Source organism: Thermomonas sp. XSG, from assembly GCF_014678725.1.
GTDB lineage: Bacteria > Pseudomonadota > Gammaproteobacteria > Xanthomonadales > Xanthomonadaceae > Thermomonas.
The window spans coordinates 2,040,793-2,065,212 of sequence record NZ_CP061497.1 but is presented as its reverse complement, the minus strand read 5'-3'; the positions used below and the strand labels follow the sequence as shown (position 1 = coordinate 2,065,212).

General features: G+C 69.8%; 22 protein-coding genes. 4 read left to right on the top strand and 18 right to left on the bottom strand.

What is annotated here, in order from left to right; all coding sequences use genetic code 11:
- Positions 1–81: 81 nt before the first annotated feature.
- From ICG51_RS09690 to ICG51_RS09635, 12 genes are all read right to left on the bottom strand, one after another.
- A complete protein-coding gene (locus tag ICG51_RS09690; protein ID WP_190280169.1) occupies positions 82–981 on the bottom strand; it encodes a TrmH family RNA methyltransferase in 900 nt (299 codons plus the stop codon).
- The gene (locus ICG51_RS09685; protein ID WP_190280168.1) at positions 974–4,108 is read right to left on the bottom strand and encodes an efflux RND transporter permease subunit; all 3,135 of its coding nucleotides are present in this window, start codon (positions 4,106–4,108) and stop codon (positions 974–976) included. Before ICG51_RS09685 ends, ICG51_RS09690 begins: the two co-directional genes overlap by 8 nt.
- Positions 4,109–4,111: 3 nt before the next feature.
- Positions 4,112–5,197, bottom strand: a complete 1,086-nt coding sequence (locus tag ICG51_RS09680) for an efflux RND transporter periplasmic adaptor subunit (protein WP_190280167.1) — start codon at positions 5,195–5,197, stop codon at positions 4,112–4,114.
- 117 nt (positions 5,198–5,314) lie between these two features.
- Positions 5,315–5,686 (bottom strand): hypothetical protein, encoded by a 372-nt coding sequence (locus tag ICG51_RS09675; protein WP_190280166.1) that lies wholly within the window; start codon positions 5,684–5,686, stop codon positions 5,315–5,317.
- A gap of 134 nt (positions 5,687–5,820) precedes the next feature.
- Positions 5,821–6,825: a class I fructose-bisphosphate aldolase gene (locus tag ICG51_RS09670; RefSeq protein WP_190280165.1), complete on the bottom strand. Its 1,005-nt coding sequence runs from the start codon at positions 6,823–6,825 to the stop codon at positions 5,821–5,823.
- 76 nt (positions 6,826–6,901) lie between these two features.
- Positions 6,902–7,534, bottom strand: a complete 633-nt coding sequence (locus ICG51_RS09665) for a hypothetical protein (RefSeq protein WP_190280164.1) — start codon at positions 7,532–7,534, stop codon at positions 6,902–6,904.
- 73 nt (positions 7,535–7,607) lie between these two features.
- Entirely contained in the window at positions 7,608–9,089 is a 1,482-nt protein-coding gene (gene pyk, locus ICG51_RS09660) for a pyruvate kinase (RefSeq protein ID WP_190280163.1), read from the bottom strand.
- 112 nt (positions 9,090–9,201) lie between these two features.
- The gene (locus ICG51_RS09655) at positions 9,202–9,825 is read right to left on the bottom strand and encodes an HAD hydrolase-like protein (protein WP_190280162.1); all 624 of its coding nucleotides are present in this window, start codon (positions 9,823–9,825) and stop codon (positions 9,202–9,204) included.
- Entirely contained in the window at positions 9,825–11,003 is a 1,179-nt protein-coding gene (locus tag ICG51_RS09650; protein ID WP_190280161.1) for a phosphoglycerate kinase, read from the bottom strand. The genes ICG51_RS09655 and ICG51_RS09650 overlap by 1 nt, the downstream gene beginning before the upstream one ends.
- An 88-nt stretch (positions 11,004–11,091) precedes the next feature.
- On the bottom strand, positions 11,092–12,459 hold the full coding sequence (locus ICG51_RS09645; RefSeq protein WP_190280160.1) for a DUF3999 domain-containing protein: 1,368 nt from the start codon (positions 12,457–12,459) through the stop codon (positions 11,092–11,094).
- Positions 12,456–15,182: a DUF2339 domain-containing protein gene (locus ICG51_RS09640; protein ID WP_190280159.1), complete on the bottom strand. Its 2,727-nt coding sequence runs from the start codon at positions 15,180–15,182 to the stop codon at positions 12,456–12,458. The genes ICG51_RS09645 and ICG51_RS09640 overlap by 4 nt, the downstream gene beginning before the upstream one ends.
- Before the next feature lie 94 nt (positions 15,183–15,276).
- Positions 15,277–16,956: a sensor domain-containing diguanylate cyclase gene (locus ICG51_RS09635; RefSeq protein ID WP_190280158.1), complete on the bottom strand. Its 1,680-nt coding sequence runs from the start codon at positions 16,954–16,956 to the stop codon at positions 15,277–15,279.
- Positions 16,957–17,048: 92 nt separating this feature from the next.
- Between ICG51_RS09635 and ICG51_RS09630 the strand changes: the two genes are divergently transcribed.
- Positions 17,049–17,492, top strand: coding sequence for a hypothetical protein (locus ICG51_RS09630; RefSeq protein ID WP_190280157.1), 444 nt, complete (start codon positions 17,049–17,051; stop codon positions 17,490–17,492).
- A gap of 18 nt (positions 17,493–17,510) precedes the next feature.
- On the opposite strand, the gene ICG51_RS09625 is transcribed toward ICG51_RS09630, so the two are convergent.
- A complete protein-coding gene (locus ICG51_RS09625) occupies positions 17,511–17,954 on the bottom strand; it encodes a group III truncated hemoglobin (RefSeq protein ID WP_190280156.1) in 444 nt (147 codons plus the stop codon).
- A 119-nt stretch (positions 17,955–18,073) separates the two neighbouring features.
- On the opposite strand from ICG51_RS09625, the gene fdxA reads away from it, so the two are divergent.
- Positions 18,074–18,412, top strand: coding sequence for a ferredoxin FdxA (gene fdxA, locus ICG51_RS09620; protein ID WP_190282438.1), 339 nt, complete (start codon positions 18,074–18,076; stop codon positions 18,410–18,412).
- Positions 18,413–18,468: 56 nt separating this feature from the next.
- Here fdxA and gap read toward each other — a convergent pair whose 3' ends face one another.
- A complete protein-coding gene (gene gap, locus ICG51_RS09615; RefSeq protein ID WP_190280155.1) occupies positions 18,469–19,473 on the bottom strand; it encodes a type I glyceraldehyde-3-phosphate dehydrogenase in 1,005 nt (334 codons plus the stop codon).
- A gap of 159 nt (positions 19,474–19,632) precedes the next feature.
- Here gap and ICG51_RS09610 point away from each other — a divergent pair, with 159 nt between their 5' ends.
- Positions 19,633–20,265: an OmpW family outer membrane protein gene (locus ICG51_RS09610; RefSeq protein ID WP_190280154.1), complete on the top strand. Its 633-nt coding sequence runs from the start codon at positions 19,633–19,635 to the stop codon at positions 20,263–20,265.
- 43 nt (positions 20,266–20,308) lie between these two features.
- Positions 20,309–21,190 carry a S1/P1 nuclease gene (locus ICG51_RS09605; protein ID WP_190280153.1) on the top strand — a complete coding sequence of 294 codons (882 nt, stop codon included), beginning with the start codon at positions 20,309–20,311 and terminating at the stop codon, positions 21,188–21,190.
- Positions 21,191–21,200: 10 nt separating this feature from the next.
- Here ICG51_RS09605 and ICG51_RS09600 read toward each other — a convergent pair whose 3' ends face one another.
- From ICG51_RS09600 to ICG51_RS09585, 4 genes are all read right to left on the bottom strand, one after another.
- Complete coding sequence (locus ICG51_RS09600; protein WP_190280152.1) at positions 21,201–21,710, bottom strand: energy transducer TonB; 510 nt, start codon at positions 21,708–21,710, stop codon at positions 21,201–21,203.
- A gap of 1 nt (position 21,711) precedes the next feature.
- Entirely contained in the window at positions 21,712–23,424 is a 1,713-nt protein-coding gene (locus ICG51_RS09595) for a TonB family protein (protein ID WP_190280151.1), read from the bottom strand.
- Positions 23,411–23,782: a BlaI/MecI/CopY family transcriptional regulator gene (locus ICG51_RS09590; protein ID WP_190280150.1), complete on the bottom strand. Its 372-nt coding sequence runs from the start codon at positions 23,780–23,782 to the stop codon at positions 23,411–23,413. The genes ICG51_RS09595 and ICG51_RS09590 overlap by 14 nt, the downstream gene beginning before the upstream one ends.
- A 160-nt stretch (positions 23,783–23,942) precedes the next feature.
- Positions 23,943–24,389: a copper chaperone PCu(A)C gene (locus ICG51_RS09585; RefSeq protein ID WP_190280149.1), complete on the bottom strand. Its 447-nt coding sequence runs from the start codon at positions 24,387–24,389 to the stop codon at positions 23,943–23,945.
- Positions 24,390–24,420: the final 31 nt, after the last annotated feature.

Below are 24,420 nucleotides of genomic sequence, written 5' to 3'. Positions count from 1 at the left end.
GCAGGGGCGCCAGGCTCTTTGCATGATCCTGCGAAAGCCTTCGCGCCCGTTCCGTGCGCTCCTATAAGGAACCCGGGCGACTCAGCCGCCGCGCGCCCACGCCGCCAGCAGCACCGCGGTCGCCGCAGCCACGTTGAGGCTTTCCACCGCGCCGCTGCCGGGGATCGACAGGCGCAGGTCACAGGCGGCGGCCAATGCCGGCGACATGCCCTCGCCTTCCGCACCCAGCACGTACACCAGCCGGGACGGCAGGCTGGCCTGGAACAGGTCGCTGCCGCCGCGCACCACGGTGGCGGCCAGCCCGAAACCGGCGCTGCGCAGCTGCGCGATGCTGTTGTCCTCGCGGCCCAGCCGCACCAGCGGCACCGCTTCCGCGCCGCCCTCCGCGACCCGCACGGCGGCGCCGGACAGCGCCAGCGTCGAGTGCTTGGGCAGCAGGATCGCCGCCACGCCGAAGTGCGCGGCGCTGCGCAGGATCGCGCCCAGGTTGTGCGGATTGCCTACGCCATCCAGCCACAGCGCGCACTGCGGACCAGCCGGGAGATCCCGCAGCCAGCTCGATAGCGGCAGCGGTTCCTCGCGCAGCACTTCGGCCACCACGCCTTCGTGGTGGGCGCTGGCCGCGAGCTTCTGCAGGTCGGCATCATCCACCACCCGGTAGCCCACGCGGTGCGCCACGCACCATTTCAGCAGCGGCTGCAGCTGCGGGATGCGCGCTTCGGCCAGGTAGAGCTTGCGCAGCGCCTGCGGCCGCCTCGCGAACATGGCCCGCACCGCGTTCAGGCCGTACAGGCGCAGCTCGGCGTCGCGGCGTTCGCGCGCGGGATGCGCGTTGTCGGCCGGCTCGGATTCCGAAGCCTCGTTACGCGCCGGTTCGCGGCGCGAACTTTCACTCGGCACCGATCCACGGCGGGGCGCGCCGTCGCGCGGCGGGCGCGGACCGCGCGGCTTCCACGGGGAACCACCGTCGCGATCATGCATGGCCGCCCACCTGCGGGGTTTCCGCTTCCAGTTGCTCCAGTCGCTGCGCCAGCTCTTCCGGCGAATGCGTGTATTTCGCCAGCACCGCGTAGAACGCCGGCACCACGAACAGCGACAGCAGCGTGGAGAAGGCCACGCCGAAGATCACCACCACGCCGATGGTGGCGCGGCTGGCCGAGCCCGGACCGCCGAAGATCACCAGCGGCACCGCACCCATCACGGTGGCGATGGACGTCATCAGGATCGGACGCAGGCGCACCGCGGCGGCCTCGACGATGGCGTCATGGATGGCACGCCCCTCGTCGCGCAGCTGGTTGGCGAACTCCACGATCAGGATGCCGTTCTTCGCCGCCAGGCCGACCAGCATCACGATGCCGATCTGCGAGAACAGGTTGACCGTGCCACCGGTGATCCACAGGCCCAGCAGCGCGCCGAGCACGCCCAGCGGCACCGTGAGCATGATCACCAGCGGGTGCAGGAAGCTCTCGAACTGCGCGGCCAACGCCAGGTACACGATCAGCAGCGCCAGCGCGAAGGTCACCAGCACCTCGCCGCCGGACTGCTGCAGCTCGCGCGACTCGCCCTTCCAGCTGATCTGCGCGTAGTCGGGCAGCGACGCACGCGCGGTGTCCTGCGCCCAGGTCACCGCGTCACCGAGGGGATAGCCGGGTGCCAGGCGCGCGCTCAGGGTGATCGAACGCAGGCGGTTGAAGCGGTTGAGCGTGCCCGGCTCGGCCACTTCACGCAGCGTGACCAGGTTGGACAGCGGCACCAGCATGCCGCCGCGCCCGCGCACCTGCAGCGCATCCAGCGCCGCCACCGAATCGCGGCCGTCGCGGTTGGCCTGCAGCTTGACGTCGTATTCCTCGCCGTTGTCGACGAAGGTGGTGACGCGGCGGCCTCCCATCATCGTCTCCAGCGCGCGGCCGATGTCGGTGGCAGATACGCCGAGGTCGGCGGCGCGCGCGCGGTCGATCACCACCCGCATCTGCGGACGGGTTTCCTTGTAGTCCGAATCCGGGCCGACAAAGCCGGGGTTGTCCGCCATCTTCGCCAGCATGATGTCGCGCCACTGCGCGAGTTCCTTGTAGTCCGGCCCGCCCAGCACCAGCTGGAACGGCTGGCCACGGGTGCGCACCAGGCCACCACCGGCCATCGTGCGCACGCGCACCCCGGTCAGGCCGGAGAACTTCTTCTCCAGTTCGCCGGCCAGCTCCACCGTGCTCTTCTCGCGCGCATCCCAGGGCTGCAGGAAGATCATCGCGCGCCCGGTGTGCATTTCCTCGCTGGCGCCGAAGCTGCCCGGCACGCGCGGGTTGGCGCGCAGGATCGGCTGGTCGGGACCGGTTTCCTTCGCCAGGATCGCCTCGACCTTCTTCATCTGCGCCACGGTGTAGTCGAAGCCCGCGCCTTCCGGGCCTTCCATCATCAGCTGGAACGAGCCGCGGTCCTCGGTCGGCGCCAGTTCGCTGGGCAGCAGCTTGAACAGCAGCACCAGCGCCACCACCGCCGCCGCCATCAACCCGCCGAACAGCCAGACCCGATGGATGTGCCGGTCCAGCACCCGCCGGTAGCCGCCGGCCAGGCGCTGGAAGCGCGCATTGAGCCATTCACTGGCGCGGTTGCCATGCACCGCGTGCGCGCCGGTGTGCGGGCGCAGCAGCTTGCTGGCCATCATCGGGGTGAGGGTCAGCGCGACGAAGGCGGAGATGGCGACCGCCGCCGCCAGCGCCACCGACAGCTCGCGGAACAACCGGCCGGTATTGCCCTGCAGGAAACCGACCGGCAGGAACACCGCCACCAGCACCGCGGTGGTGGCCAGCACCGCGAACGCCACCTGTTTGGTGCCGCGGCGCGCGGCCACCAACGCTGGCTCGCCCAGGTCGACGCGGCGCTGGATGTTCTCCACCACCACGATCGCATCGTCGACCACCAAGCCGATGCACAGCACCAGCGCCAGCAGGGTCAGCAGGTTGATCGAGAAGCCGAACGCGTACAGCGCGATGAACGAGGCGATCACGCACACCGGCACCGTCACCGCCGGGATCAGCGCCGCGCGTGCGCTGCCGAGGAACAGCCAGATCACGATCAGCACCAGCACCACGGCCTCCACCAGCGTCTCGTACACCCGCTCCACCGCCGCGGAGATGAAGGTGGTGCTGTCGTAGGCCACGTAGATGTCGGTGCCCTTGGGGAGGGTCGGGCGGATGCGCTCGGCCTGCGCCTTGGCCGCCTCCGCCACTTCCAGGCTGTTGGCGGTGGAGGTCTTGACGATGCCGATGCCCATCGCCGGCTCGCCGTTGCTGTGGTAGTAGGCGCGCCGCTCGGTGGATTCCAGCGCCACCCGTGCCACGTCGCCCAGCTTCACCACGTAGCCGTCGCTGCCCTTGCCCAGCGGCATCTGCGCGAACGCCTCCGGGGTGGTGTAGTCGCGCGCCACGCGCAGGATGAAGTCGCGCTGGCTGGATTCCAGCCGGCCCGCGCCCAGTTCGACGTTCTCGGCCCGCAGCGCGCTTTCCACGTCGGCGGGGGTCAGACCGCGCGCGGCCAGCGCATTGCCGTCCAGCCAGATCCGCATCGCATAGCGCTGGCTGCCGCCGAGGAACACGCGGGCCACGCCCTGCAGGCTGGAGAAGCGGTCGACCAGGTAGCGCTGGGCGTAGTCCGACATCTGCATCTGGTCCATCGTGGTGGACCGCAGGTTGAGCCACAGGATGGCGTCGGAATCGGCCTCGACCTTGCTAATCTCCGGCGCATCGGCCTCTTCCGGCATGCGGTCGGCGACGCGGCTGACCGCGTTGCGCACGTCGTTGGCGGCGGCCTCGATGTCACGGCTGGCGTAGAACTCGATGCTGATCCGCGAACTGCCGTTCTGGCTGTTGGAATCGATGGTGTTGATGCCCTCGATGCCGGCCAGCGCGTCCTCCAGCGGCTTGGTGATGCGGGTCTCGACCACGCCCGCCGAGGCCCCGGGATAGTTCACCTGCACCGAGACGATGGGCGGGTCGATCGCCGGCAGCTCGCGCAGGGTCAGGCGCAGGAACGACATCGTGCCCAGCACGATCAGCAGCAGGCTCATCACCACGGCCAGCACCGGCCGCTTGATCGAAAGATCGGACAGCTTCATGGCTTACTTCTTCGCGCCGTCGGCCGCGGGCGCAGCGCCGCCTGGCGCCACTTTCGCGCCCGGCTGCAGCTTGCCGGTGCCCTCGACCACGATCCGCTCGCCGGCACGGATGCCGTCCTTCAGCATCACCTTGCCGGGAGTGCGGCCGCCCACCACCACGTCGGCCTTCTCCACCGTGCCGTCGTCCTTGACCCGCCAGACGAAGGTTTCGCTGCCGATCTGCTGCACCGCCAACTCCGGCACCACGATGGCCGGGCGGGTGCCGCGCACCAGCGCCACGTCGATCAGCATGCCCGGCTTGAGCAGGCGCTCGGGGTTGGGGAAATCGCCGCGCACGGTGGCGGCGCGGGTACCGGCGTCCAGCCGCGCGGAGACGGTGCTGACGCTGCCGTCGAAGCTGCGGCCGGGGTAGGCGCCGGCATGACCGCTCAACGCCTGCCCGGGCGCAACCCCGGCCAGCTCCGTTTCCGGCACGGGGAAGTCCACGTACACCCGGTCGATGGCATCGAGCGTGGCGATCACCGTGCCCGGCGTGACCAGCGCGCCGGGGCTGACCTGGCGGATGCCCAGCACGCCGGCGAACGGCGCGCGGATCACCCGATCGGACAGGTTGGCGCGAATCTGCGCGGCCTGCGCGCGGGCGGCATCACGGGCGGTGCGGGCGGTGTCGAACGCCGAGCGCGCCACCAGCTGCTGGCCGACCAGTTGCTGCTGGCGCTGGAACTGCTGCTCGGCCTCGCGCACATGTGCTTCCGCCGAGGCCAGCAGCGCCTGCTGCTGCTGGCCGCTCAGGGTGACCAGCGCCGCGCCACGCGCGACTTCCTGGCCGCTTTCGAAATGCACCTGCTGGACGGTCTCGCTGACCTTGGCGGTCACCGTGACGGCCTCGTGCGCCTTCACCGTGCCCAGCGCGCGCAGGGCGTCGTTCCAGTCCTGTTCGCGTACAACCGCCACTTCCACCGGCACCGGCTGGTTGCCGCGGCCGCCCCCGGGACCACCGGCGCCGGGCTTTTCCTGTTTGCCACAGGCGGAAACCACCAGTGCGGCAGCGGCGACGAACGGCAGGAAATGGCGGCGGATCAAAGGCATGGCGCGGCTCGGGCGGGGGGCTCGCGATTCTAGCCTTTGCCGATGACAACACTCCTGTGCCATCGGCTTGGCCTGCCGCTGTCAACCGGACCCGCGCTGGTGCGTTACCGACCGCGCTCAGACGCCGCCGAAGGCGAGCCACGCGGCCAGCGCCAGCAGTCCCAGCACGATCATCACCCAGCGCAGGCTGCCGGGCGTCTCCCCCATTTCCACGGTGGGCGGACGCTTGTGCGTTCGCAGCGCCTGCAGCGCAGCCTGGGTCTGTGCCTGCACCCGGGCGCCCTGGGTTTCGATCTTGGCGGCGGTCTCGCGGGTGGAACTGCCCAATGCTTTGAGCGCGCGATGTTCGTTCTCGGCCTGCGCCCTGAACTGGTCCAGCGCCTGCCGCATCGCCGGCATCCCCGCCGCGCGCAGCAGGCCCGCCGCGCCCGCGCGATCGCCGCGCGCCAGTGCCTGCATGACCTCTTTCGCGAGATCCTCGTTCGCCATCGTTGCCCCCGCGTTGATGCCGGCAGCATACGACGCAACGCGGGCGGGAAGACAGAATGGAAAACGCCGGCGCGGGGCCGGCGTTTCCATTTGGCTGGACTACGACCGTTGCCCGGGGCAACGGCCGGGCGCGATCAGCCTTCCCACTGCCCCAGTGCAGCCAGGCCATTGGCCTTGGCCCGCTCGAACACGGTCTGCTGGGCCTTGGCGTAGTTGCCGGCCATGTCGGCCGCCCACAGCTTCAGCGCGGCCTGCTGCATGGCGCGGCCGTATGAGAACGACAGCGGCCACGGGTTCGGGCCCATCCGGTTCATCGCGTCGAGGTGCGCGGTGGCATCCTCGTCGCTTTGGCCGCCGGACAGGAACACGATGCCCGGCAGGATCGCCGGCACCGCCGACTTCAGGCACATCAGGGTGGACTCGGCTACTTCCTCGACGCTGGCCTGCTCGGCGCAGCCCTTGCCCGGCACGACCATCGAGGCCTTCAGGATGGTGCCTTCCAGCATCACGCTCTGGTTGTACAGCGCGTCGAACAGCGAACGCAGCACCACTTCGGTGACCTCGTAGCAGGTGCCGATGTCATGGTCGCCATCCATCAGCACTTCCGGCTCGACCATCGGCACCAGCCCCTGCTCCTGGCACAATGCGGCATAGCGCGCCAGCGCGTGGCTGTTGGCCTCGATGCAGGTGCCGGACGGAATGTCGTCGCCGATGGTGATCACCGCGCGCCACTTGGCGAAACGAGCACCGAGCTTGTAGTACTCCTTGAGGCGGTCGCGCAGGCCATCCAGGCCCTCGGTCACCAGCTCGCCGGGGAAGCCGGCCAGCGGCACGGTGCCCTTGTCCACCTTGATGCCCGGGATCATGCCGTTGTCCATCATGTACTTGGCGAACGGCACGCCGTCCCTGGTGGACTGGCGAAGGGTCTCGTCGAACAGGATCGCGCCGGACAGGTACTGGTTGGCGTTCGGCGCGGTCAGCAGCAGCTCGCGGTAGGCGCGGCGGTTTTCCTCGGTGCACTCGATGCCGACGCCGTCGAAGCGCTTCTTGCAGGTGGCGGAGGATTCATCGATCGCGATGATGCCCTTGCCCGGGGCCACCATGGCGCGGGCGGTTTCGGCGAGTTGTTCGATGCTCATGGCGTGCGGCTCGGCTGGCGGAAGGAATCCGCGCATTATAGCCGGCCGCCCGAGTCAACCGGCTGTCGGCGCAATCTCAGCGCTTGGGCCTCGGGCGCTGGATCGCCTGCCGTTCGGCAATCGCGTCATTGCGACGCTGCTGGTCCACCCGCGTCACCATCCCCGGATCAAGGTCGAGGCGATCAAAAACTCCATCGAACGCCATTCTCCGCCCAGCTTTGGCGTCGTAACGCAGCTCTACCAAGCGCGTCGAGAGACTGGGAATCGCGCATTTGCGACGCAATTCTGGCGAATTGATCGCGCCGAACAGGAAGGTAGCCACCGTATAGACGGGTTTGGGCTCTGCTACGTTCGGGCGCGGCACAAATTTCCATCGAGCCAAAGCAGCGGAAGCGTCGGCTGCAAAAGTCGTCCAGTACTCGTCCCTGTTTAATTTCGGCTCTTGGGCGCTCCACGATTTCAGGAGGGAAAAATCGGATGTAGTGCCGTCGGCGTTAAGCACATAGCCAATTGCAACGCAGACCTCCGCGCCACTTGATTCGTAAGCCTTCGGGTAGGCCGGAACTGGCAGGCTGGCGTCCGACGCCAGCATCCATCGATCGCGGATGCCCCCTTCGTTAGCAATTGCAATTTTCGAAGGGGCCTGCGCAGAAGCCGAGAGGCAGGCGAGAAACAGGACGGAACCAACAATCGTGCGCTCCAAATCCATATCCCAGCTCGCGAAGTGATTAAGAAGTCCCCTTATAGCAATGCGATTGATGCCCTGCAAACGGATCGCGCATTCACAATTCCCCAAGCCCGGTGGCGCGCCCGTCGGTGCCGATTTCCAGCAGGCGCAGGGTGTTGGTGGCGCCCTTGGTTTCCATGTGCTCGCCGCTGGTGAAGATCACCCGGTCGCCCGGACCGAGCAGGCCGGCCTCGACCAACAGGCGGATGCTGCCACGGGCGGCTTCGCGCGGGGTCTGGCCGCGGCTGTCGTAGTCCATCGGGAACACGTCGCGCATCAGCGCCATCCGCCGGCGTGCATTGGCGTGGTGCGAGAACGCGTAGATCGGCACCGAGGAGCGGAACCGCGACAGGTAGCGTGCGGTGCCGCCGGACTCGGTCATCGCCACCACCGCGCGCACGCCGATGTGCTCGGACAGGAACATGGTGGCCATGGCGATGGCCTGATCGGCGCGCTCCAGCCCGCGCCGCGCCTTCTCGAAATCGGTATCGACCGCGAACTGGCGCTCGGCGCCGAGGCAGATCCGCGCCATCGTCTCCACCGCGCGCACCGGCCAGTTGCCGGCGGCGGACTCCTGCGACAGCATCACCGCGTCGGTGCCGTCGATGACCGCGTTGGCGACGTCCAGCACCTCGGCGCGGGTGGGCATCGGACTGTCGACCATCGACTGCAGCATCTGCGTGGCGGTGATCACCACTTTCTCGCGCGCCACCGCCTCGCGGATGATCTTCTTCTGCAGGCCGGGCAGTTCGGCGTCGCCGATCTCCACCCCGAGGTCGCCGCGCGCCACCATCACCACGTCGCTGGCGTCGACGATCTCGGCCAGGTTCTCGATCGCCTCGGTGCGCTCGATCTTGGCCACCAGCGCGGCCCGGCTGCCATGCGCGCGCGCCACCCTGCGCGCTTCGTGCATGTCGTCGGCGTCGCGGCAGAACGAGACCGCGATGAAGTCGACCTGCATGCCGGCGGCGATGGCGATCAGCTCGCGGTCGCGCTCGGTGATGGCGCCCAGCGATAGCCCGCCGCCCTGCTTGTTCAGGCCCTTGCGGTTGGACAGCACGCAGTCATTGAGCACCGTGGTGACGATGCGCTCGCCTTCCACCGCGGCCACCTGCAGTTGCACGATGCCGTCGTCCAGCAACAGCACGTCGCCGGGTGCCACGTCGCCGGGCAACTCCAGGTAGCTGACGCCAACCTGGCTGGCATCGCCGGGCGGCGCATCGAGGCTGGCCACCAGGTCGAAACGGTGCCCCGCCTTCAGCGCCACCTTGCCCTCGGCGAAGGTCTCCACGCGGATCTTCGGCCCCGGCAGGTCGGCCAGGATGCCGACCTCGCGGCCGATGCTTGCCGCCATCGCGCGCACCGCCTCGCAGCGCTCCACCTGCGCCGACGGGTCGCCATGCGAGAAGTTCAGCCGGACCACATCCACGCCGGCACGCAGGATCGCTTCCAGCACGCCGGGCGGATCGGTGGCGGGGCCGAGGGTGGCGACGATGCGGGTGTGGCGGCGTTGTTCCTGCGTAGCTGCGGCGGTCATGAAGTCGATGACATCGCTGTCAATGGATGACTTTCAACGCTACCACAGCGCGACGCCCGGCAATGGTCCACTGGATGCTGCAAACGATGCCAGCGGCGGGCGCGCCGGCCGGTCAGGCCAGCAGCGCGCGCAGCGCATCCGGCGTGCGCGCGAGCGCGTCCGCCTGTGCCAGCTCCTCCGCGTCGCCGAAGCCCCACAGCACGCCGATCCCGCGCATGCCATGGTGGCGTGCACCCTCGATGTCCAGGTGGCGATCGCCGATCATGGCGCACACGGCGGGCGCGACGCCGAAGCGCCGGAGCGCCTCGCCGATCAGTTCCGGCTTGTGGGCCAGGCGTCCATCCGCGGTCGCGCCGATCACATCCTCGAAACAGTGGCCGAACGGCAGCGCCGCCAGCACGCGCCGCGCATGCGGCTCGTTCTTGGCGGTGACGATGGCCAGCCGGCGACCGGCGGCGTGCAATGCCTCGACGGCATCGGCGATCCCGGCATAGACGGTGCACTCGGTGATGCCCGGCCCGTCGTAGCGCTCGCGGTACAGCGTCACCGCGCGCTCCACGTCGGCGGGATCGTCGAACAACTGGCCGAAGCTGGTCCGCAGGGCCGGCCCGATCCATCCGCGCAACTGCGCATCGGGCAGCCCGGGATGACCCATCGCGGCCAGCGCATGCGCCACGCAGCGGGTGATGCCAAGGGAGGAGTCGACCAGCGTGCCGTCGAGGTCGAAGAACAGCATCAGCCGGCGCGCGCCTCCAGCGCCGCCACCGCCGGCAGGGTCTTGCCTTCGAGGAACTCGAGGAAGGCGCCGCCGCCGGTGGAGATATAGGACACCTGATCGGCGATGCCGAACTTGTCCACGGCCGCGAGGGTGTCGCCGCCACCGGCGATGGAAAACGCCTGCGACGCCGCGATCGCGCGCGCCACCGCCTCGGTGCCGGCCGCGAACGCGTCGAACTCGAACACGCCGACCGGGCCGTTCCAGACCACGGTGCCGGCGTTACCGATGACCTCGGCATAGCGGGCCGCGGTGGCCGGGCCGATGTCTAGGATCATGTCGTCCGCACCCACCGCGTCCACCGGCTTGACCGTGGCCGGCGCGTCGGCGGCGAAGGCCGGCGCCACCACCACGTCCACCGGCAGCGGGATGTCGGCGCCGCGTGCATGCGCGTCGGCGATGATCTTCTTGGCGGTATCCAGCAGGTCCGGCTCCACCAGCGACTTGCCGACGCCGTGGCCCAGCGCGGCGATGAAGGTATTCGCAATCCCGCCGCCGACGATCAGCTGGTCGACCTTGCCGACCAGACTGCCCAGCAGTTCGAGCTTGGTGCTGACCTTGCTGCCGGCGACGATGGCCAGCAGCGGCCGCGCGGGGCTGGCCAGCGCCTTGTCCAGCGCATCGAGCTCGGCCATCAGCAGCGGGCCGCCGCAGGCCACCGGGGCGAAACGGATCGCGCCGTGGGTGGAGGCCTGCGCGCGATGCGCGGTACCGAACGCATCCATCACGAACACGTCGCAGAGCGCGGCGTACTTCTTCGACAGCGCTTCGTCGTCGGCCTTCTCGCCGATGTTCATGCGGCAGTTTTCAAGCAGCACCAGCCGGCCGGGCGCCACGTCCACGCCATCCACCCAGTCCTTGACCAGCGGCACGTCCACGCCCAGCAGCTGCGACAGCCGAGCAGCCACCGGCGCCAGCGAATCGGCGGCGCTCCATGCGCCTTCCTTCGGGCGGCCCAGGTGCGAGGTCACCATCACCGCGGCGCCCTTCTCCAGCGCCAGCTTCAGGGTCGGCAGGGAGGCCAGGATGCGCTGCTCGGAGGTGATGTGGCCGGCCTCGTCGATCGGCACGTTGAGGTCCTGCCGGATCAGCACGCGCTTGCCGGCAAGGTCGAGGTCGGTCATGCGGACGATGGACATGGTGCGGTGTTCCCGTGGAGAGTTCCGCCTATTGTCCGACCCCCGCGCGGGCGCGGCAAACCGGCGTCCGGCGCCGGCGCGCGTGGCATCACCCGGCAGGAGGCCGCTTCCGCAGCAGGCTGGCGGCAAACCCGGCCACCAGCAGCGCGCCCCCAAGCAGCAGGCCCCACAACAACCAGCGCCGCCAGTCGATGGGGGTTCCCGGCTGCAACGCGGCGGCACCGGCCAGCTCCTCGCGCTGGCCCAGGGCTGCCGCCGCCGGTTGCCAGTCCTTGCCGCGTGCCGCGCGCAGGGTGTCGATCAACTGCGGCAGCGGCGTGGCCGGGCGCTGGGCACGCGCGCTCCCGGCCAGCAGCGCGAAGGGGGACTGGCCTTCGGCAAGGAACAACACGACTTCCGGGCGGTAGCCCAACCGCAGTACCGGCGCTTCCCGGGCGCCGTCGCTGCGTGCCTGCAGCCGCCACTGGTGGTCGCGCACCAGCCGATCCAACGGCTGCGGCGGCGAGCGGCTGGAACCCTCGCTGCTGTCCACCCGGTAGGCCACCCACGGCGGGGCCACCGTCTGCCACGCGGCATCGTCGCCATCGCGGCTTTCCAGCAGCCAGCCGCGGGTGCTGTTGCCGGGCGCCACAACGTCGGCGGCCTCGATCGGGAAACGCCCCGCCAGCGCATATTCGAAGTGCACGCCGTCGCGACCCTCGACCCGGCGTCCCTGCAGCTCTTCCCATTGCAGTGCCGGGGCGGCGACCTGCCCCGGCAGTTCCGCGCGCACGCCGGTCAAAACCAGAGGCCCCTGCTGGCGCGTGTTCGGCAACAGGCGCAGGTACTTCGCGCGCACACCCGGCAGGACGATGCGGTCTTCGACCACACGGCGGTCTCCGTTGCGCAGCTGCACCAGCCGGCCATCCGGTTCGATCTCCCGCCACCGCCGCAGGTCGTCGGAAGCACTGACGCGGTAGCCGCGATCGAACGCCTGCGCATCCGACCAGGCGAAGCGCAGCGCGACCACCGGTTCACGCAGGCGGCTGGCGTCGATGACGAAGCCGCTGTCGCCAACCGCATCGGCGTTCGCGCCACGCAGCTCGACCCGGCGCAGGCTGCCGTCGCTGGCGACCTCGCTGATCGCGGCGATGTCGAGCCCGGTCGCGCCGGCATCGACCGGCAGCGGGAACCACGGCAGCGTGACGTTCCCGCCTGCCTGCGCCAGCGGCGCGTCCGGCGGGAACACGGCGGTCGCCACCGGCGCGCCGCCGGCGTTGACTACCACCAGGTCACGCAGCGCAGGCGATTGCAGCTGGCGGTACACATCGCGGTCCAGCACCACCCGGTAGGCGCCGCCGTCGGCGCGCTCCAGCGTCAGTGGCCAGCGACCGGCGTAGTCGTCGGCGGTCGCCGCGAGTGCGGCCAGCGGCAGGGCCAGCAACCACACCCAGCGCGCCATGCGGATGTTCTTCATGCGGACACCTCCGTCGCCTCATCGTCGGCGCGCCTCGGCGGCGCCGGCGCGAAATACCCCACCACCGTGCACAGCAGGCCGTAGGCGATGAACGAGCCGATGCCGAGCAGATTGCCCAGATGCTGGCGGTCCACCAGCACCAGCTTCAGCAGCACCACGCCCATCAGCACCGCGCCGGCCAGCCACAGCGTGCGCTGGCCGCGCTTCGATCCCGCCACCCAGCCGAGCATGCCCAGCACGCTCCAGGCCACGGTCAGGCTGGTCTGCGCCAGGCTGGTGGAGAGCAGCACGTCCGACCACGGTTCGCCGCCCCAGTGATGCACGGCGCGCAGCACCAGCGCGGTCAGCCAGGCAAACCCCAGCAGCGCGAACAGGATGCCCAACGGCGGCGGCAGGCGGCGCGCATCCGCCAGCTGCCAGCGCAGCGCCAGCACCAGCGCGGCCAGCTGCACCAGCTCCAGCGGGTTGAGCAGCGGCACCCACGGCAACGGCGCGGCGCCACCGGCCCGGAACAGGGCGGCGACCCACCACAGGCCCAGCACCGCGAAGACCACCGCCAGCAGGCGCTCGCGCCAGCCGTCGAAGCGCTCGCCCAGCGGCATCGACAGCCAGCGCCAGCGATACAGCGCCAGTGTCGCCAGCGCCAGCCACGGCAAGGCCACCAGCGCCTGCCGCCAACCATCGGCCAGGCCCGCGATCCGCCCGCCCAGCCAATCCAGCAGCAGGCTGCCTGTCAGGGCCCACACCAGCCACCAGGTGAACTGCGCGGCCGCCGCGGCGCGATGACCGCTGTCGCGCAGGCACAACAGGCTGCGCACGCCCAGCAACGCGAACGCCAGCCATGCCCACAGGCCGTGGCCTGCGAACGGCTGCGCATGCGCCTCGCTTTGCCACAGCGCCAGCGGCGCCGCCGCGACGAGGGCGCCCAGCGTGGTGACGGCCAGCGCACCCGCCGGGCGGCGGCGATGCACTTCCGCCGCCAGCCAGCCGGTCAGCGCAGCGAACGCCAGCAGCGCATCGGGCGCGATGCGAGGCAGCAGGTAAGCATCGATTTCATGGATGCCGTTGAGCAGCCACCAAGCCAGTCCCCAGCCGTAGTACGCCAGCGCCGGGGTGTCGTGGCCCGCATCGCGGTAGGCTCGGGCACTGGCAAATCCAGCGAGCGCGATCAGCAACGCGCTCATGAAGTTGCCGTTGAACACCATCGTGCCGGCGTCCACGCCGTTGGCGCGGGCGATGGCGAAGGCGGCCGCAGCCGCCAGCTGCAACCCGGCACCGGCGAACTGCGGCAGCCGACGTTGCTGGCGCAGCCCCAGCCACGCCAGTGCGGCGCCTTCCAGCGCGAACACGCTGGCGGTGGCCTGCGCCGACAGCGCCAGCGGCACCGCCAGCGTGGCGAAACCGACCGCCAGCATCGCGTAGGCCTGCAGCAGCAGGTCGACGCCGCGGCGCTGCCGCAGCCCCCACGCCAGTGCTATGTACAGCGCGCCCAGGCCCAGCGCGCAGAACGCCAGCGCCATCGGCCTGCCCGCCATCAGCCCTGCCTGCAGCGAGAACGCCACCAGCGGCACGCCGAACAGCAGGCAGCCATCGATCAGGTCGCGGCGGCCGGGCGGACGGCGCCGTGCGAACAGCAGCGGGATCGCCAGGTAGAACAGGAAGAACAGCAGCAGGAACGGCTGGGTGCTGGCGTACTTGTGCGGCGCATAGTCCAGCACGCCCCAGACCGTGCCGATGCCGAAGGTGAAGGCGAAGCCGAGCAGGTTGAGCACCCGCCAGGCGCGATACCAGGCGATCCCGACGATCGCCGCGTTGACGATCGCGTAGTAGGAGAACAACGCCACGTGGTTGCCGCCGCCGGTGGACAACCAGATCGGCGCCAGGAATCCGGCCAGCAGCGCGAACACCGCCAGCGCCCTGGCATCCTGCAGCACCGCCAGCGCACCTGCGCCGGCCACCAGGATCACGCTCAACGCGAACGCCGCCCCCGCAGGCAGCAGGCCGAAGCCCTTGAACGCGGCGAATACCACCAGCAGCAACACCCCGATGGCGCCCCCCTGCAGGCTGAGCGCGAACGCACGATTGCTCTCTCGCTTGCGCCAGGCGAACACCAGCGCCCCCAGCGCCGCCGCCGCGACGGCGGCGAGTTTGAATTCCGGCGGCATCACCATCCAGCCCTGGTCGGTGGCGTACTTCAGCAATGCCGCCACGCCGGCCAGCAGCACCAGCATGCCGATCTTCACCGGCACGTTGCCGACGCTGAACCAGCGCTTCACCGCACGCAGGCCGACGGTGACGATGTCCGGTCGCGCCGGCGCAGCCGGCGGGACAGCGCGCGCAGGCGGCGCAGGGCTTGGCGAGGCCGGAGCGGATGGCGCAGTGGCTTCCGGGGAGCGGGCCGTTGCCGCGGCATCAGCCGGCGGCGGCGGCGGCGCATCGGCGACCGGGGGCGCAGGCGCGGCCGCGGCAGGCGTTGTCGGGTGTGCCTGCCGTGCATAGGGCGACTTCGGCGGCGATGCGGTTGACTGCATCCAGTCGCCGAGGGTGGGGTCTGCAGCGGCGGCCTGCACCGGCGGTGCCGTTGCCCGCCGGTGCAGCTGCGCCACTTCCGCTTCCAGGTCGGCGACGCGGCGCTTGAGCCCGGACACCGAGACCAGCGCCACGACCAACAACACCGGCACCGCCAGGATCGCGAGCACGAGCAACCCGATCAGACCTTCCATGCCTGTCCCCATCCCTTGCCAATGCCGCTGGCCCCGCCGGCAGGATACCGGCGACGGCAGCCCGCCACACGCACCGCGTCAGCGGGGCGTGCGCTCAGGCACTCACGCCGTCGCGCCCGGCCGCCTTGACCCGGTACAGCGCAGCGTCGGCGCGACGCAGCATGTCTTCCAGGTCGGCATCGCCCGGCTGCAGCGTCGCCACTCCGACGCTGGCGGTCAGCCGCCCCTTGGGCGAACCCAGGTGCGCGATGTCGGCATCACGCACCCGCTGGCAGACGCGCGCGCCCACCTGCAGCGCCTGCGCGTGGTCGGTGGCCGGCAGGAACACGGTGAACTCCTCGCCACCCGGACGCGCCAGCACGTCATCGGCATGCAGCAGCGCGCTGCGCACCGCGCCGGCAAAGCGGCGCAACGCACCGTCTCCCTCGGCATGGCCGTAGAGGTCGTTGTAGCGCTTGAAATGGTCGATATCGAGCGCGAGCACGGACAGCGAACGGCCGCTCGCACGCGCCTCGCGGAACAGCAGCTCGCCGGTCTCGGTGAAACCGCGGTAGTTGAGGCAGCCGGTCATCGCGTCGGTGCGGCTGAGGCGGTCGAGCTCGGAGACCGCTTCGCGCAGCGAAGCGGTGCGCGCGGCGATCTCGTGCTCGCGCTCCTCCAACGCCGTCTGCAGATCGTCGAACGCCGCGTTCATGCGCGCGCCCAGCTCGCCGATGCCGTCGGCCAGCGGCCGCAGCTCTTCCGGGATGGCGTCGTTCCGGGCCGACACCATCCTGCCGCCCAGCGCATACCCGCGCAGACTGCCCAGCAGGTAGCCGATGCTCCGGCCCAGCAGGCGGCGCTGCAACCACAGCGCCCAGGCCACGCCTGCAACACTCACCGCCAGCAGCGCCGCAAGCAACAGCAGGCGCGGCAGCAGCGGCACCAGCAGGTGGCTGCGCGAGGCCACCAGGACCAGGGTCCAGCCATTGCGCATGGCCACCGCCTCGACATAAGCGGTGCCGCCGTCGCGCAGCAAACCATCCATGCGCAGGATCCGCGCTCCGCGTCCCGGCGTGATGGCATTGCGTTGCAGCGCCAGGCCATCGGCCCCCGCCTCGGCCAGGGGGATCCAACGCAGCTCCGGGCCCGCATGCACAACCCGGTTGTCGGCATCCAGCAGGAGCATCGCCAATCCACGGCGGCCCAGGCTTTCCGCCGTCAGGCGGGTGAAGGTCTGCACCGGAATCTCCGCCTGCAGGGCACCGGCAAAGCGACCGTCACGCAGGAGCGGCGCGGCGACGCCGACCACCTCCTCCGTGCCGTAGGCGCTGCGCCGATAGACACCGGAGACGGCAGCGTCCGATCCGTTGCGCATGGACTGGAACCAGGCTTCCCCAGCCACCAACCCGGCCAGCTGCGGCAATACGCGGCCGCGCGCATCGCGGACGGCCACAACGTCCCCGCGGGCATCCACCAGATGGGCGCGCAGCATCGAGGGGTAGGTGTGCAGCAGCCGCTCCAGCGCCTCGCCCCCCAGGCCGGGATCGTCGCCCATCTGGTTGGCCAGCAGGCGCACGCCGGCCAGCTGACTGTCGAGGAAGTCGTCGACCACCGCGGCATTGAGGGTCGCGTTCGCATCCAGCCGCCGCATCAGCTCGTCGCGGTTGCGCTGCCACTCGCTCACCAGCAGGATTGCTGCGAACAGCACCATCGGCAGCATCGCGGTCAGCACCAGTCCTCTGGCCAGACGCTTGCGCAGGCTCCAGGCCGGGGGCGGCGGGGTCTCGCTCATCCTCCGGTTTCTACCACAGCATCCGCAGCCGGCGCGTCGTCGTCTTGACCCGGATCACGGACTGTCCGGCGTGCACGGCGTAAGTTCGCGCCATGGCATCGTGGTATCCGCTGATCCTGCTGCTGCACCTGTCCTGCGCGATCGTGTTCGTGGGCGCCGTATGCTTCGAGGTGCTGGTGCTGGAGTCGCTCCATCGCAACTTCGACCACGCAGTGATGGCGCGGATCGAACAGGCGGTGATGGCGCGCGCGCGCCGCCTCATGCCGATCTTCGTCGTTCTGCTGTTCGTCAGCGGCTTTGCCCTCTTCGACATCCGCTGCAACGGTTTCACCTGCATCCGTCCGCAGTTCGGCTGGGGCTGGTTGCTGCTGCTGAAGGTGGTGCTGGCCTTCGGCGTGCTGGCCGTCTTCATCGGCGCCGTGCGCGCCGGCCTCACGGGCCGAATGGACCCCTGCCGGTTCCGGCATACCCACCGCGTGGTGCTGACCCTGATGGTGGGGATCGTGGGGCTGGCGAAGCTGATGTTCTACGCCTGACCTTCCGAACGGCCGCACTCAGCCACCGCGCAGCAACGGCGTGCGCGGCCCCAGCGGAATCCGCGCATCACCGGGCTCCGGCAATCCCAGACCATAGCGGAGGCTGCGCCCGATGCGGCTGGCGTACTCGTGCACCAGCTCGGCCTGCGCAGGCGCTAGCAGCTCGTCGGCGGTTTCGCGCCACAGCGCCAGCCACTGCACGAAGTGGGCGGTGGTGATGGGCTGGCCGTGGTGGGCGGCCATCGGATTGCCGCGATAGGTGCCCGCGCGCAGGATCACCGAGGTCCAGAACGAAGTCAGCAGGCGCTTGTGTTCCGGCCAGTCCTGGACCGCGGCATTGAACACCGGGCCCAGTTCCGGATGGATCTGGATGCGATCGTAGAAGCGGTCCACCAGCGCCTCGATCTGCTCGAAACCGGGGATTGCCTGTTCCGGGGCGGGCGCTGCGGCCGGTTGCGGCATGGCGGTTGGAGCTCCTGGGCGGGCCTTCGATTATCGCGCCGGCTGGTCACCGCGTCTTGACCTGGGTCATGGCCCGTTCCGCCATGCGCGCACCACACTGGAAGACCCGCGTCGCGCCCATGACCCACGTCGTCACCGAGAACTGCATCAACTGCAAGCACACCGATTGCGTCGAGGTGTGCCCGGTCGACTGTTTCCACGAGGGCCCGAATTTCCTCGTCATCGACCCGGAAAGCTGCATCGACTGCACCCTGTGCGTGGACGAATGCCCGGTCGGCGCGATCTATGCGGAGGACGATGTGCCGGCGGGGCAGGAACCCTTCCTCGCCATCAACGCCGAACTGGCCACGCAGTGGCCGGTGCTCGCGGTGAAGAAGCCGGCCCTGCCTGACGCCAACAAGTGGGACGGCATACCGGACAAGCTCAAGCTGCTGATCCGCTCCGCGACCGGCGAGTAAGAAAGAAAAAGCCCCGCACAGGGCGGGGCTTTCCGGCGTAGGCGGGCGGTGGCGGCTTACTTGCCGGCCATCACCTTGACCATCTCGAGGCACTTGTTCGAGTAGCCCCATTCGTTGTCGTACCAGCTGACCAGCTTGACGAAGGTGTCGTCCAGCGCGATGCCGGCATCGGCGTCGAAGATGCTGGTGCGCGCGTCGCCGCGGAAGTCGGTGGCGACCACCTTGTCCTCGGTGTAGCCGAGGATGCCCTTGAGCGCACCGATGCTCTGCGCCTTCATTTCCGCGCAGATCTCGGCGTAGGTGGCGGGCTTCTCCAGCTCCACGGTCAGGTCGACCACGGACACGTCGCTGGTGGGCACGCGGAAGCTCATGCCGGTGAGCTTCTTGTTGAGTTCCGGGATCACCACGCCGACCGCCTTGGCCGCGCCGGTGCTGGAGGGAATGATGTTCTCGAGGATGCCGCGGCCGCCGCGCCAGTCCTTGTTGGACGGGCCATCGACGGTCTTCTGGGTGGCGGTGGCGGCGTGCACGGTGGTCATCAGGCCGCGCTTGATGCCCCACTTGTCGTGCAGCACCTTCGCCACCGGCGCCAGGCAGTTGGTGGTGCAGGAGGCGTTGGAGATCACTTCCTCGCCGGCGTACTTGGCGTGATTCACGCCGTACACGAACATCGGGGTGGCGTCCTTCGACGGCGCCGACATCAGCACCTTCTTCGCACCGGCGGCGATGTGCTTGCGCGCGGTTTCGTCGGTGAGGAACAGGCCGGTGGATTCCAGCACCACGTCAGCGCCGACAGCGTCCCACTTCAGGTTGGCCGGATCGCGCTCGGCGGTCAGGCGGATGGTCCTGCCGTTCACCACCAGCTGGCCGTTCTCGACCTTCACGTCGCCGTCGAAGCGGCCGTGCACGGAGTCGTAGCGGAGCATGTAAGCCAGGTAATCCGGCTCCAGCAGGTCGTTGATGCCGACGATCTCGATGTCGTCGCCGAAGTTCTGCACCGCCGCGCGGAACACGCAGCGCCCGATGCGACCGAAACCGTTGATGCCGACCTTGATGGCCATGGAACGAGACTCCTGACGGATGGGCAAACCCACATTCTACCGGATCGCCCCGACGCACCCGCCGCGGCCGATTTGATCCCGATCAATACCGGCGCGGATGCACGGGCGGATCATCTGTTTCAGCTGAAACACCCCCTCTCCCACACAGGAAATTCCTCCATGCAGCTGTCCCGCCTTGTCCTTGCCAGCGCCCTGGCCTTGGCCGCCACCCCCGCTTTCGCACAGTCCGCCGGCACCTGGACGGTCGGCATCGGCGCCCACAACGTCGCCCCCAAATCCAATAACGGCACCCTGACCGCCACCCCGCTCGGCAACCTCAAGATGGACGTGGGCAACAACGCCCGCCCGACCGTCACCGCCGAGTATTTCCTGAAGGACAACCTGGGCGTGGAGGTGCTGGCCGCGCTGCCGTTCCAGCACGACATCGACGTGGTGGGCGTGGGCAAAGTCGGTTCCACCAAGCACCTGCCCCCCACCGTGTCGCTGCAGTACCACTTCGGCCAGGGCAAGGTGCGTCCCTTCGTGGGCATCGGGGTGAACTACACCACCTTCTTCAGCACCAAGACCGAAGGGCCGATCGCTGGCACCAACCTGGACCTGTCCGACTCGTGGGGCCTGGCCGGCCACATCGGCGTCGACTTCAGGATCAGCGAGAAGGGCGCGCTGCGCGTGGACTACCGCACCATCGACATCGACACCAAGGTCAAGCTGAACGGCGCGAAGCTGGGCACGCGCAATACCGTCAACATCGATCCGTCGGTGTACGGCGTCGCCTACGTGTTCTCATTCTGATCCGGTCATCCGGTGGAAACCATGCCGGGGTATCCTCCCCGGCATGGCCATTCGACTCCGTTTCCGTCCCCTGCTTGCCGCCGCCCTGCTCTGCCTGGGCACCACTTCCACCGCGCTCGCCTGGGCGCCGCTGGGCCACGCCCTGGTCGGCGAGCTGGCACAGCGCCACCTCGACCCGAAGGCGCAGGCCGAAGTCGCCCGCCTGCTGGCCGGTGAGCCGGCGCCCACCCTCGCCGGCATCGCTTCCTGGGCCGACGAGCTGCGCAATACCGACCCCGAACGCTTCAAGGCGACGTCGCGCTGGCACTACATCAACGCCAAGGGCGGGGGCTGCGATTTCGACCTGACCCGTGACTGCCCGGATGGCGACTGCGTCGTCGGCGCGCTGGACCGGCAGCTGGCCATCCTCGCCGACCGCAAGCAGCCGCTCGACGCCCGCCGCGATGCGCTGAAGTTCGTGGTCCACCTGGTCGGCGACGAACACCAGCCGATGCACGCCGGCAACCGCCCCGACAGCGGCGGCAACCGCTTCCAGGTCAGCCTGCGCACGCCGCTCGAGCCCGAGGCATACGCGCGCAAGAGCTACGTCGACGGCGTGATGGGCACCAATCTGCACTCGGTGTGGGACTACTACATCCTGGCCAGCCGCGGCCTTGCGCTGCGCGACTACGCCGACGCGCTGGACAGCAAGGCCAACCCGCCCGCGGCGCCGCTTCCCGGCGCCGGCGTGCTGCAGGAGTGGGCAGGCGCTTCCTGCCGGCTGATCGACGCGCACGGCCTGTATCCTGGCGAGGACCAGCACAAGATGGATCACATCTACCTGGACAGGTTCCGCCCGCTGGCCGAAGCGCGGGTGCAACTGGCCGGCAAGCGGCTGGCGCAACTGCTGAACCAGGCGCTGGGCGCACAGGCGCCCTCGCCCTGACCACACGGCGTCAGCCGCCCAGTTCGACCACCGCACGACCGTTGATCTGGCGGAACACGAAGCGGTAATCCTGGGTGAACGGCAGGGGTTCCACTACCCTGCCGGTGACGCGCTTCAGCGGATGGAACGACCAGCCGCGCACCGCCACCAGCACAGCCTCCCCGAACGCCGGCGCACCGCCGGCGTTTTCGATGACCCGCGCATCGGCCACCTTGCCGGCGCCGTCCACGATCAGCCGCACCACCACCGTCACTGGCGGCAGACGCTGGCCGAGCAACGCCGGCGGATATTCCGGCTTGGCGTTATCGCGCAACGGCAACGGATCTAGGTAGTTGCTGCCGGCTACCGGCTGGTAGCGCGCGTCCGCGTTGTCGGTCTCCACGATTTCCGCGCTGACCGCGCCGTCGGCGGCATAGCCTTCGCGCGGCTGCGGCGCGGGTGGTTGCGAGGCGCAGCCGGCGAGCGTGCTCAGCAACCCCACGACGGCCACGCGTCCCACCACCTGGATCCCGGCAGGCATCTCAACCCGCCTGCTGCGCCGGTGCGTCGAGCGCGAACTCTACCGGCACCCGCACCTTGCTGACTATCGGCTGGCCCCTCTTCTTGGCCGGATTGAACCGCCACTTCGCCGCAGCCTCCTGCGCGGCAACATCAAGCCGCGCATCGCCGGACGACCGTTCGACCTTCGTAGCGGTGACAGCTCCGCGGGCGTCGATGTCCACCACCAGCACGGTCACGCCGGTCTTGCCCTCCTGCAGTGCCTGTGCCGGATAGCGCGGCGGATGCAGCGCCCGCGACGCCTGATCCACGCTGCCGGATTGCAGGGCTGCAATCGCCGGCTTAGGCAGCGGGGGTGGCGCTGGTGCGGCGGGCGGCGGCGGCACGGCCATCCGCGGCGGGGCCGGAGGTGCGGGAGGCGCGGCCGGCGCGGCCGGCGCGGCGGGCGGCGGTGGCGGCGGCAATGTCCGTGCGCCCTGCAGCGCAGACTGCGGATCACGCGCAGCAACCCGCATGCGCAAGTCCATGCCGCGGAAACGCCCGCCCACCTCCTGCCCCTGACGCATGCTGGCCGGCTGGCCATCGCGCACCACCATCCGCGGTGCCGCGACCGGCTTACCCCCCTGTTCGATCTGCATCGCGATGTCGTAGCCCAGTCCGCCCTGCAGGCGAACCGGCTGCACGCGGGCGGTGATCGCCTTGTCGTTGCCACCCGCGCCGCCCGGCAGGGCGAACGATTCACCGAACCGCTTGGCCAGCACCGACCGGACAGGCGTGCCCGCATCGCGGCTGTATTCGACCTCGACGGTGAAGTCTCCGGCTGCCGCCGCTACCTGCGTCCGCGGCGGTTGCGTGGCCCATGCGCTCCATGCGGTTGCCCCCGCTGCCAATGCCAGCAGCGCCACCCCTGCACGTCGCATCCGCGACGTGGGCCGTTCTCGATTCAGCAGCATGATCCTCTCCTTGAGCGGGTGGCCGAAGCCGAAGTGGCAGCCCAGTGGGGCGCTCTGCAGCGCGAGCTGGACGTTGAGCAGGGCGTCGCCGTAGCGGCGACGCTGCCGGGGATTGGCCGCGAGCACGTCGGCATCGCAGGCCAGTTCCTGGTCGTGGCGCATGCGCGCGGCGGCCAGGTGGAACAGCGGGTTGAACCAGAACAGGCAGCGCAGCAGCGCGGCGGCAGCGTTGGCCCAGGGATCAAGGCGGGCGACGTGGCGGCGCTCGTGGGCCAGCACCAGCGCACGTTGTGCCGGATCGAAGCGTTCCTCGAAATCGGCCGGCAGCACGATCCGCGGGCGCCACAGGCCCAGCGTGGCCGGCAGGCCCGCGCTCGCGGCCTGCGCGCGCAGCGCATCGCCATGCGGCAGCAGCGCGCCGAGCCCGCGGCGGAAGGCCACCTGTGCACGCCACAGCCAGCCTGCGCCGACCAGCGCACCGACCACCCACAGCACCAGCAACCCCGCTGCGATGTCGATGTCGTGCGGCACGGGCGCAGCCGCCATTGCGGCGCCTGCCGGGAGCACCAGTGCCGGCGCCACCGGCAGACGCGCCGCCACCACCGTTGCGGCGGGCAGCAGCGTTGCCAGCATCGCCAGCGCCGGCAGCAGCCACAGTGCGTAGGCGACCTGTGCCCCGAACGCGGCACGCATCGGCCGGCGCAGCGCCAGCACCAGCACCGCGGCGGCGCTGCCGGCCAAGGTCGCCTCGATCAAACCCTGCAGCAGTTCATTGCTCGCCATCGTCGATCTCCTCCAGCAGCTTGCGCAGCTCGGCCACGTCCTTCTTGCTCAGCTTCCGATGCGCGGAAAAGTGCGCGACCAGCGGCGCCACCCGGCCATCGAACAGCCGCTCCAGCAGGCCGCGGCTTTCCGCCGTCACCCAGTCTTCCCGACGGATCTTCGGCGAGTACAGGTAGCGGCGGCCGTCTTTCTCGGCCCGGATCGCGCCCTTGTTGAGCAGGCGGTTGAGCAGGGTCTTGATGGTGGCGTCCTGCCAGTCGCGGCGGTCGGCCAGCGCCGCGGCCACCTCGTCCGCACCCAGCGGGCTGCGTGCCCACAGGATGTCCATCACCACCGACTCGGCTTCGCTGATCTGCATTGTTTACACCCGTAATCTTTATTTCAGATTACAGATGTAAATTTTCGTGTCAAGCGGGTGCGAAAAACACGCGCACCCAGTCTGCCGGCACCGCCCCCGTGACCGCGAGCGGACAGGGCCTGCGGCCGGAAAGGCGCCCGAATGGGACGCCTGCCGCGGGTCAGCTCCCGCCCGCGCCCATCGCGCGCACCTCGAACCTGGCCGGCACCCGCCCGGCCCGCTGGAACACCAGCGTGGCGTCGAAGTGGCCGCCTTCCACCAGCGCGCGCCGCGGCTTGATGAGCATGAGGTGGTAGCCACCGGGCTTGAGCTCTAGCCTGCCGTACGCCGGCACGACCACGCCCTCGGGCAGCGCCCGCATCCGCATCACGCCGCCGTCGTTGCGCATCTGGTGGAGTTCCACCCGCTGCGCGATATCGCTTTCCACCCGCAGCAGACGGTCATCGACATCGCCGTCGTTGACCACGGTCAGGAATCCGCCCGCCACCGGTGCCACCGCCGGCACCGCGCGCGTCCACGCTTCGCGCACACGCACCTTTCCGTTACCGGCCACGGCGCCGCTCGCCAGCAGGCAGAGCGCCACGATCCAACCCGTCCATTGCTTCATTGCTTGCACCTCGATATCGGTTTCGCCCGAT

What these genes read in the sequence shown, in the direction of transcription:
- ICG51_RS09690 (WP_190280169.1), bottom strand. Translation starts at nt 981, where the DNA reads ATGCATGATCGCGACGGTGGTTCCCCGTGGAAGCCGCGCGGTCCGCGC.
- ICG51_RS09685 (WP_190280168.1), bottom strand. Translation starts at nt 4,108, where the DNA reads ATGAAGCTGTCCGATCTTTCGATCAAGCGGCCGGTGCTGGCCGTGGTG.
- ICG51_RS09680 (WP_190280167.1), bottom strand. Translation starts at nt 5,197, where the DNA reads ATGCCTTTGATCCGCCGCCATTTCCTGCCGTTCGTCGCCGCTGCCGCA.
- ICG51_RS09675 (WP_190280166.1), bottom strand. Translation starts at nt 5,686, where the DNA reads ATGGCGAACGAGGATCTCGCGAAAGAGGTCATGCAGGCACTGGCGCGC.
- ICG51_RS09670 (WP_190280165.1), bottom strand. Translation starts at nt 6,825, where the DNA reads ATGAGCATCGAACAACTCGCCGAAACCGCCCGCGCCATGGTGGCCCCG.
- ICG51_RS09665 (WP_190280164.1), bottom strand. Translation starts at nt 7,534, where the DNA reads ATGGATTTGGAGCGCACGATTGTTGGTTCCGTCCTGTTTCTCGCCTGC.
- pyk (WP_190280163.1), bottom strand. Translation starts at nt 9,089, where the DNA reads ATGACCGCCGCAGCTACGCAGGAACAACGCCGCCACACCCGCATCGTC.
- ICG51_RS09655 (WP_190280162.1), bottom strand. Translation starts at nt 9,825, where the DNA reads ATGCTGTTCTTCGACCTCGACGGCACGCTGGTCGACTCCTCCCTTGGC.
- ICG51_RS09650 (WP_190280161.1), bottom strand. Translation starts at nt 11,003, where the DNA reads ATGTCCATCGTCCGCATGACCGACCTCGACCTTGCCGGCAAGCGCGTG.
- ICG51_RS09645 (WP_190280160.1), bottom strand. Translation starts at nt 12,459, where the DNA reads ATGAAGAACATCCGCATGGCGCGCTGGGTGTGGTTGCTGGCCCTGCCG.
- ICG51_RS09640 (WP_190280159.1), bottom strand. Translation starts at nt 15,182, where the DNA reads ATGGAAGGTCTGATCGGGTTGCTCGTGCTCGCGATCCTGGCGGTGCCG.
- ICG51_RS09635 (WP_190280158.1), bottom strand. Translation starts at nt 16,956, where the DNA reads ATGAGCGAGACCCCGCCGCCCCCGGCCTGGAGCCTGCGCAAGCGTCTG.
- ICG51_RS09630 (WP_190280157.1), top strand. Translation starts at nt 17,049, where the DNA reads ATGGCATCGTGGTATCCGCTGATCCTGCTGCTGCACCTGTCCTGCGCG.
- ICG51_RS09625 (WP_190280156.1), bottom strand. Translation starts at nt 17,954, where the DNA reads ATGCCGCAACCGGCCGCAGCGCCCGCCCCGGAACAGGCAATCCCCGGT.
- fdxA (WP_190282438.1), top strand. Translation starts at nt 18,074, where the DNA reads ATGACCCACGTCGTCACCGAGAACTGCATCAACTGCAAGCACACCGAT.
- gap (WP_190280155.1), bottom strand. Translation starts at nt 19,473, where the DNA reads ATGGCCATCAAGGTCGGCATCAACGGTTTCGGTCGCATCGGGCGCTGC.
- ICG51_RS09610 (WP_190280154.1), top strand. Translation starts at nt 19,633, where the DNA reads ATGCAGCTGTCCCGCCTTGTCCTTGCCAGCGCCCTGGCCTTGGCCGCC.
- ICG51_RS09605 (WP_190280153.1), top strand. Translation starts at nt 20,309, where the DNA reads ATGGCCATTCGACTCCGTTTCCGTCCCCTGCTTGCCGCCGCCCTGCTC.
- ICG51_RS09600 (WP_190280152.1), bottom strand. Translation starts at nt 21,710, where the DNA reads ATGCCTGCCGGGATCCAGGTGGTGGGACGCGTGGCCGTCGTGGGGTTG.
- ICG51_RS09595 (WP_190280151.1), bottom strand. Translation starts at nt 23,424, where the DNA reads ATGGCGAGCAATGAACTGCTGCAGGGTTTGATCGAGGCGACCTTGGCC.
- ICG51_RS09590 (WP_190280150.1), bottom strand. Translation starts at nt 23,782, where the DNA reads ATGCAGATCAGCGAAGCCGAGTCGGTGGTGATGGACATCCTGTGGGCA.
- ICG51_RS09585 (WP_190280149.1), bottom strand. Translation starts at nt 24,389, where the DNA reads ATGAAGCAATGGACGGGTTGGATCGTGGCGCTCTGCCTGCTGGCGAGC.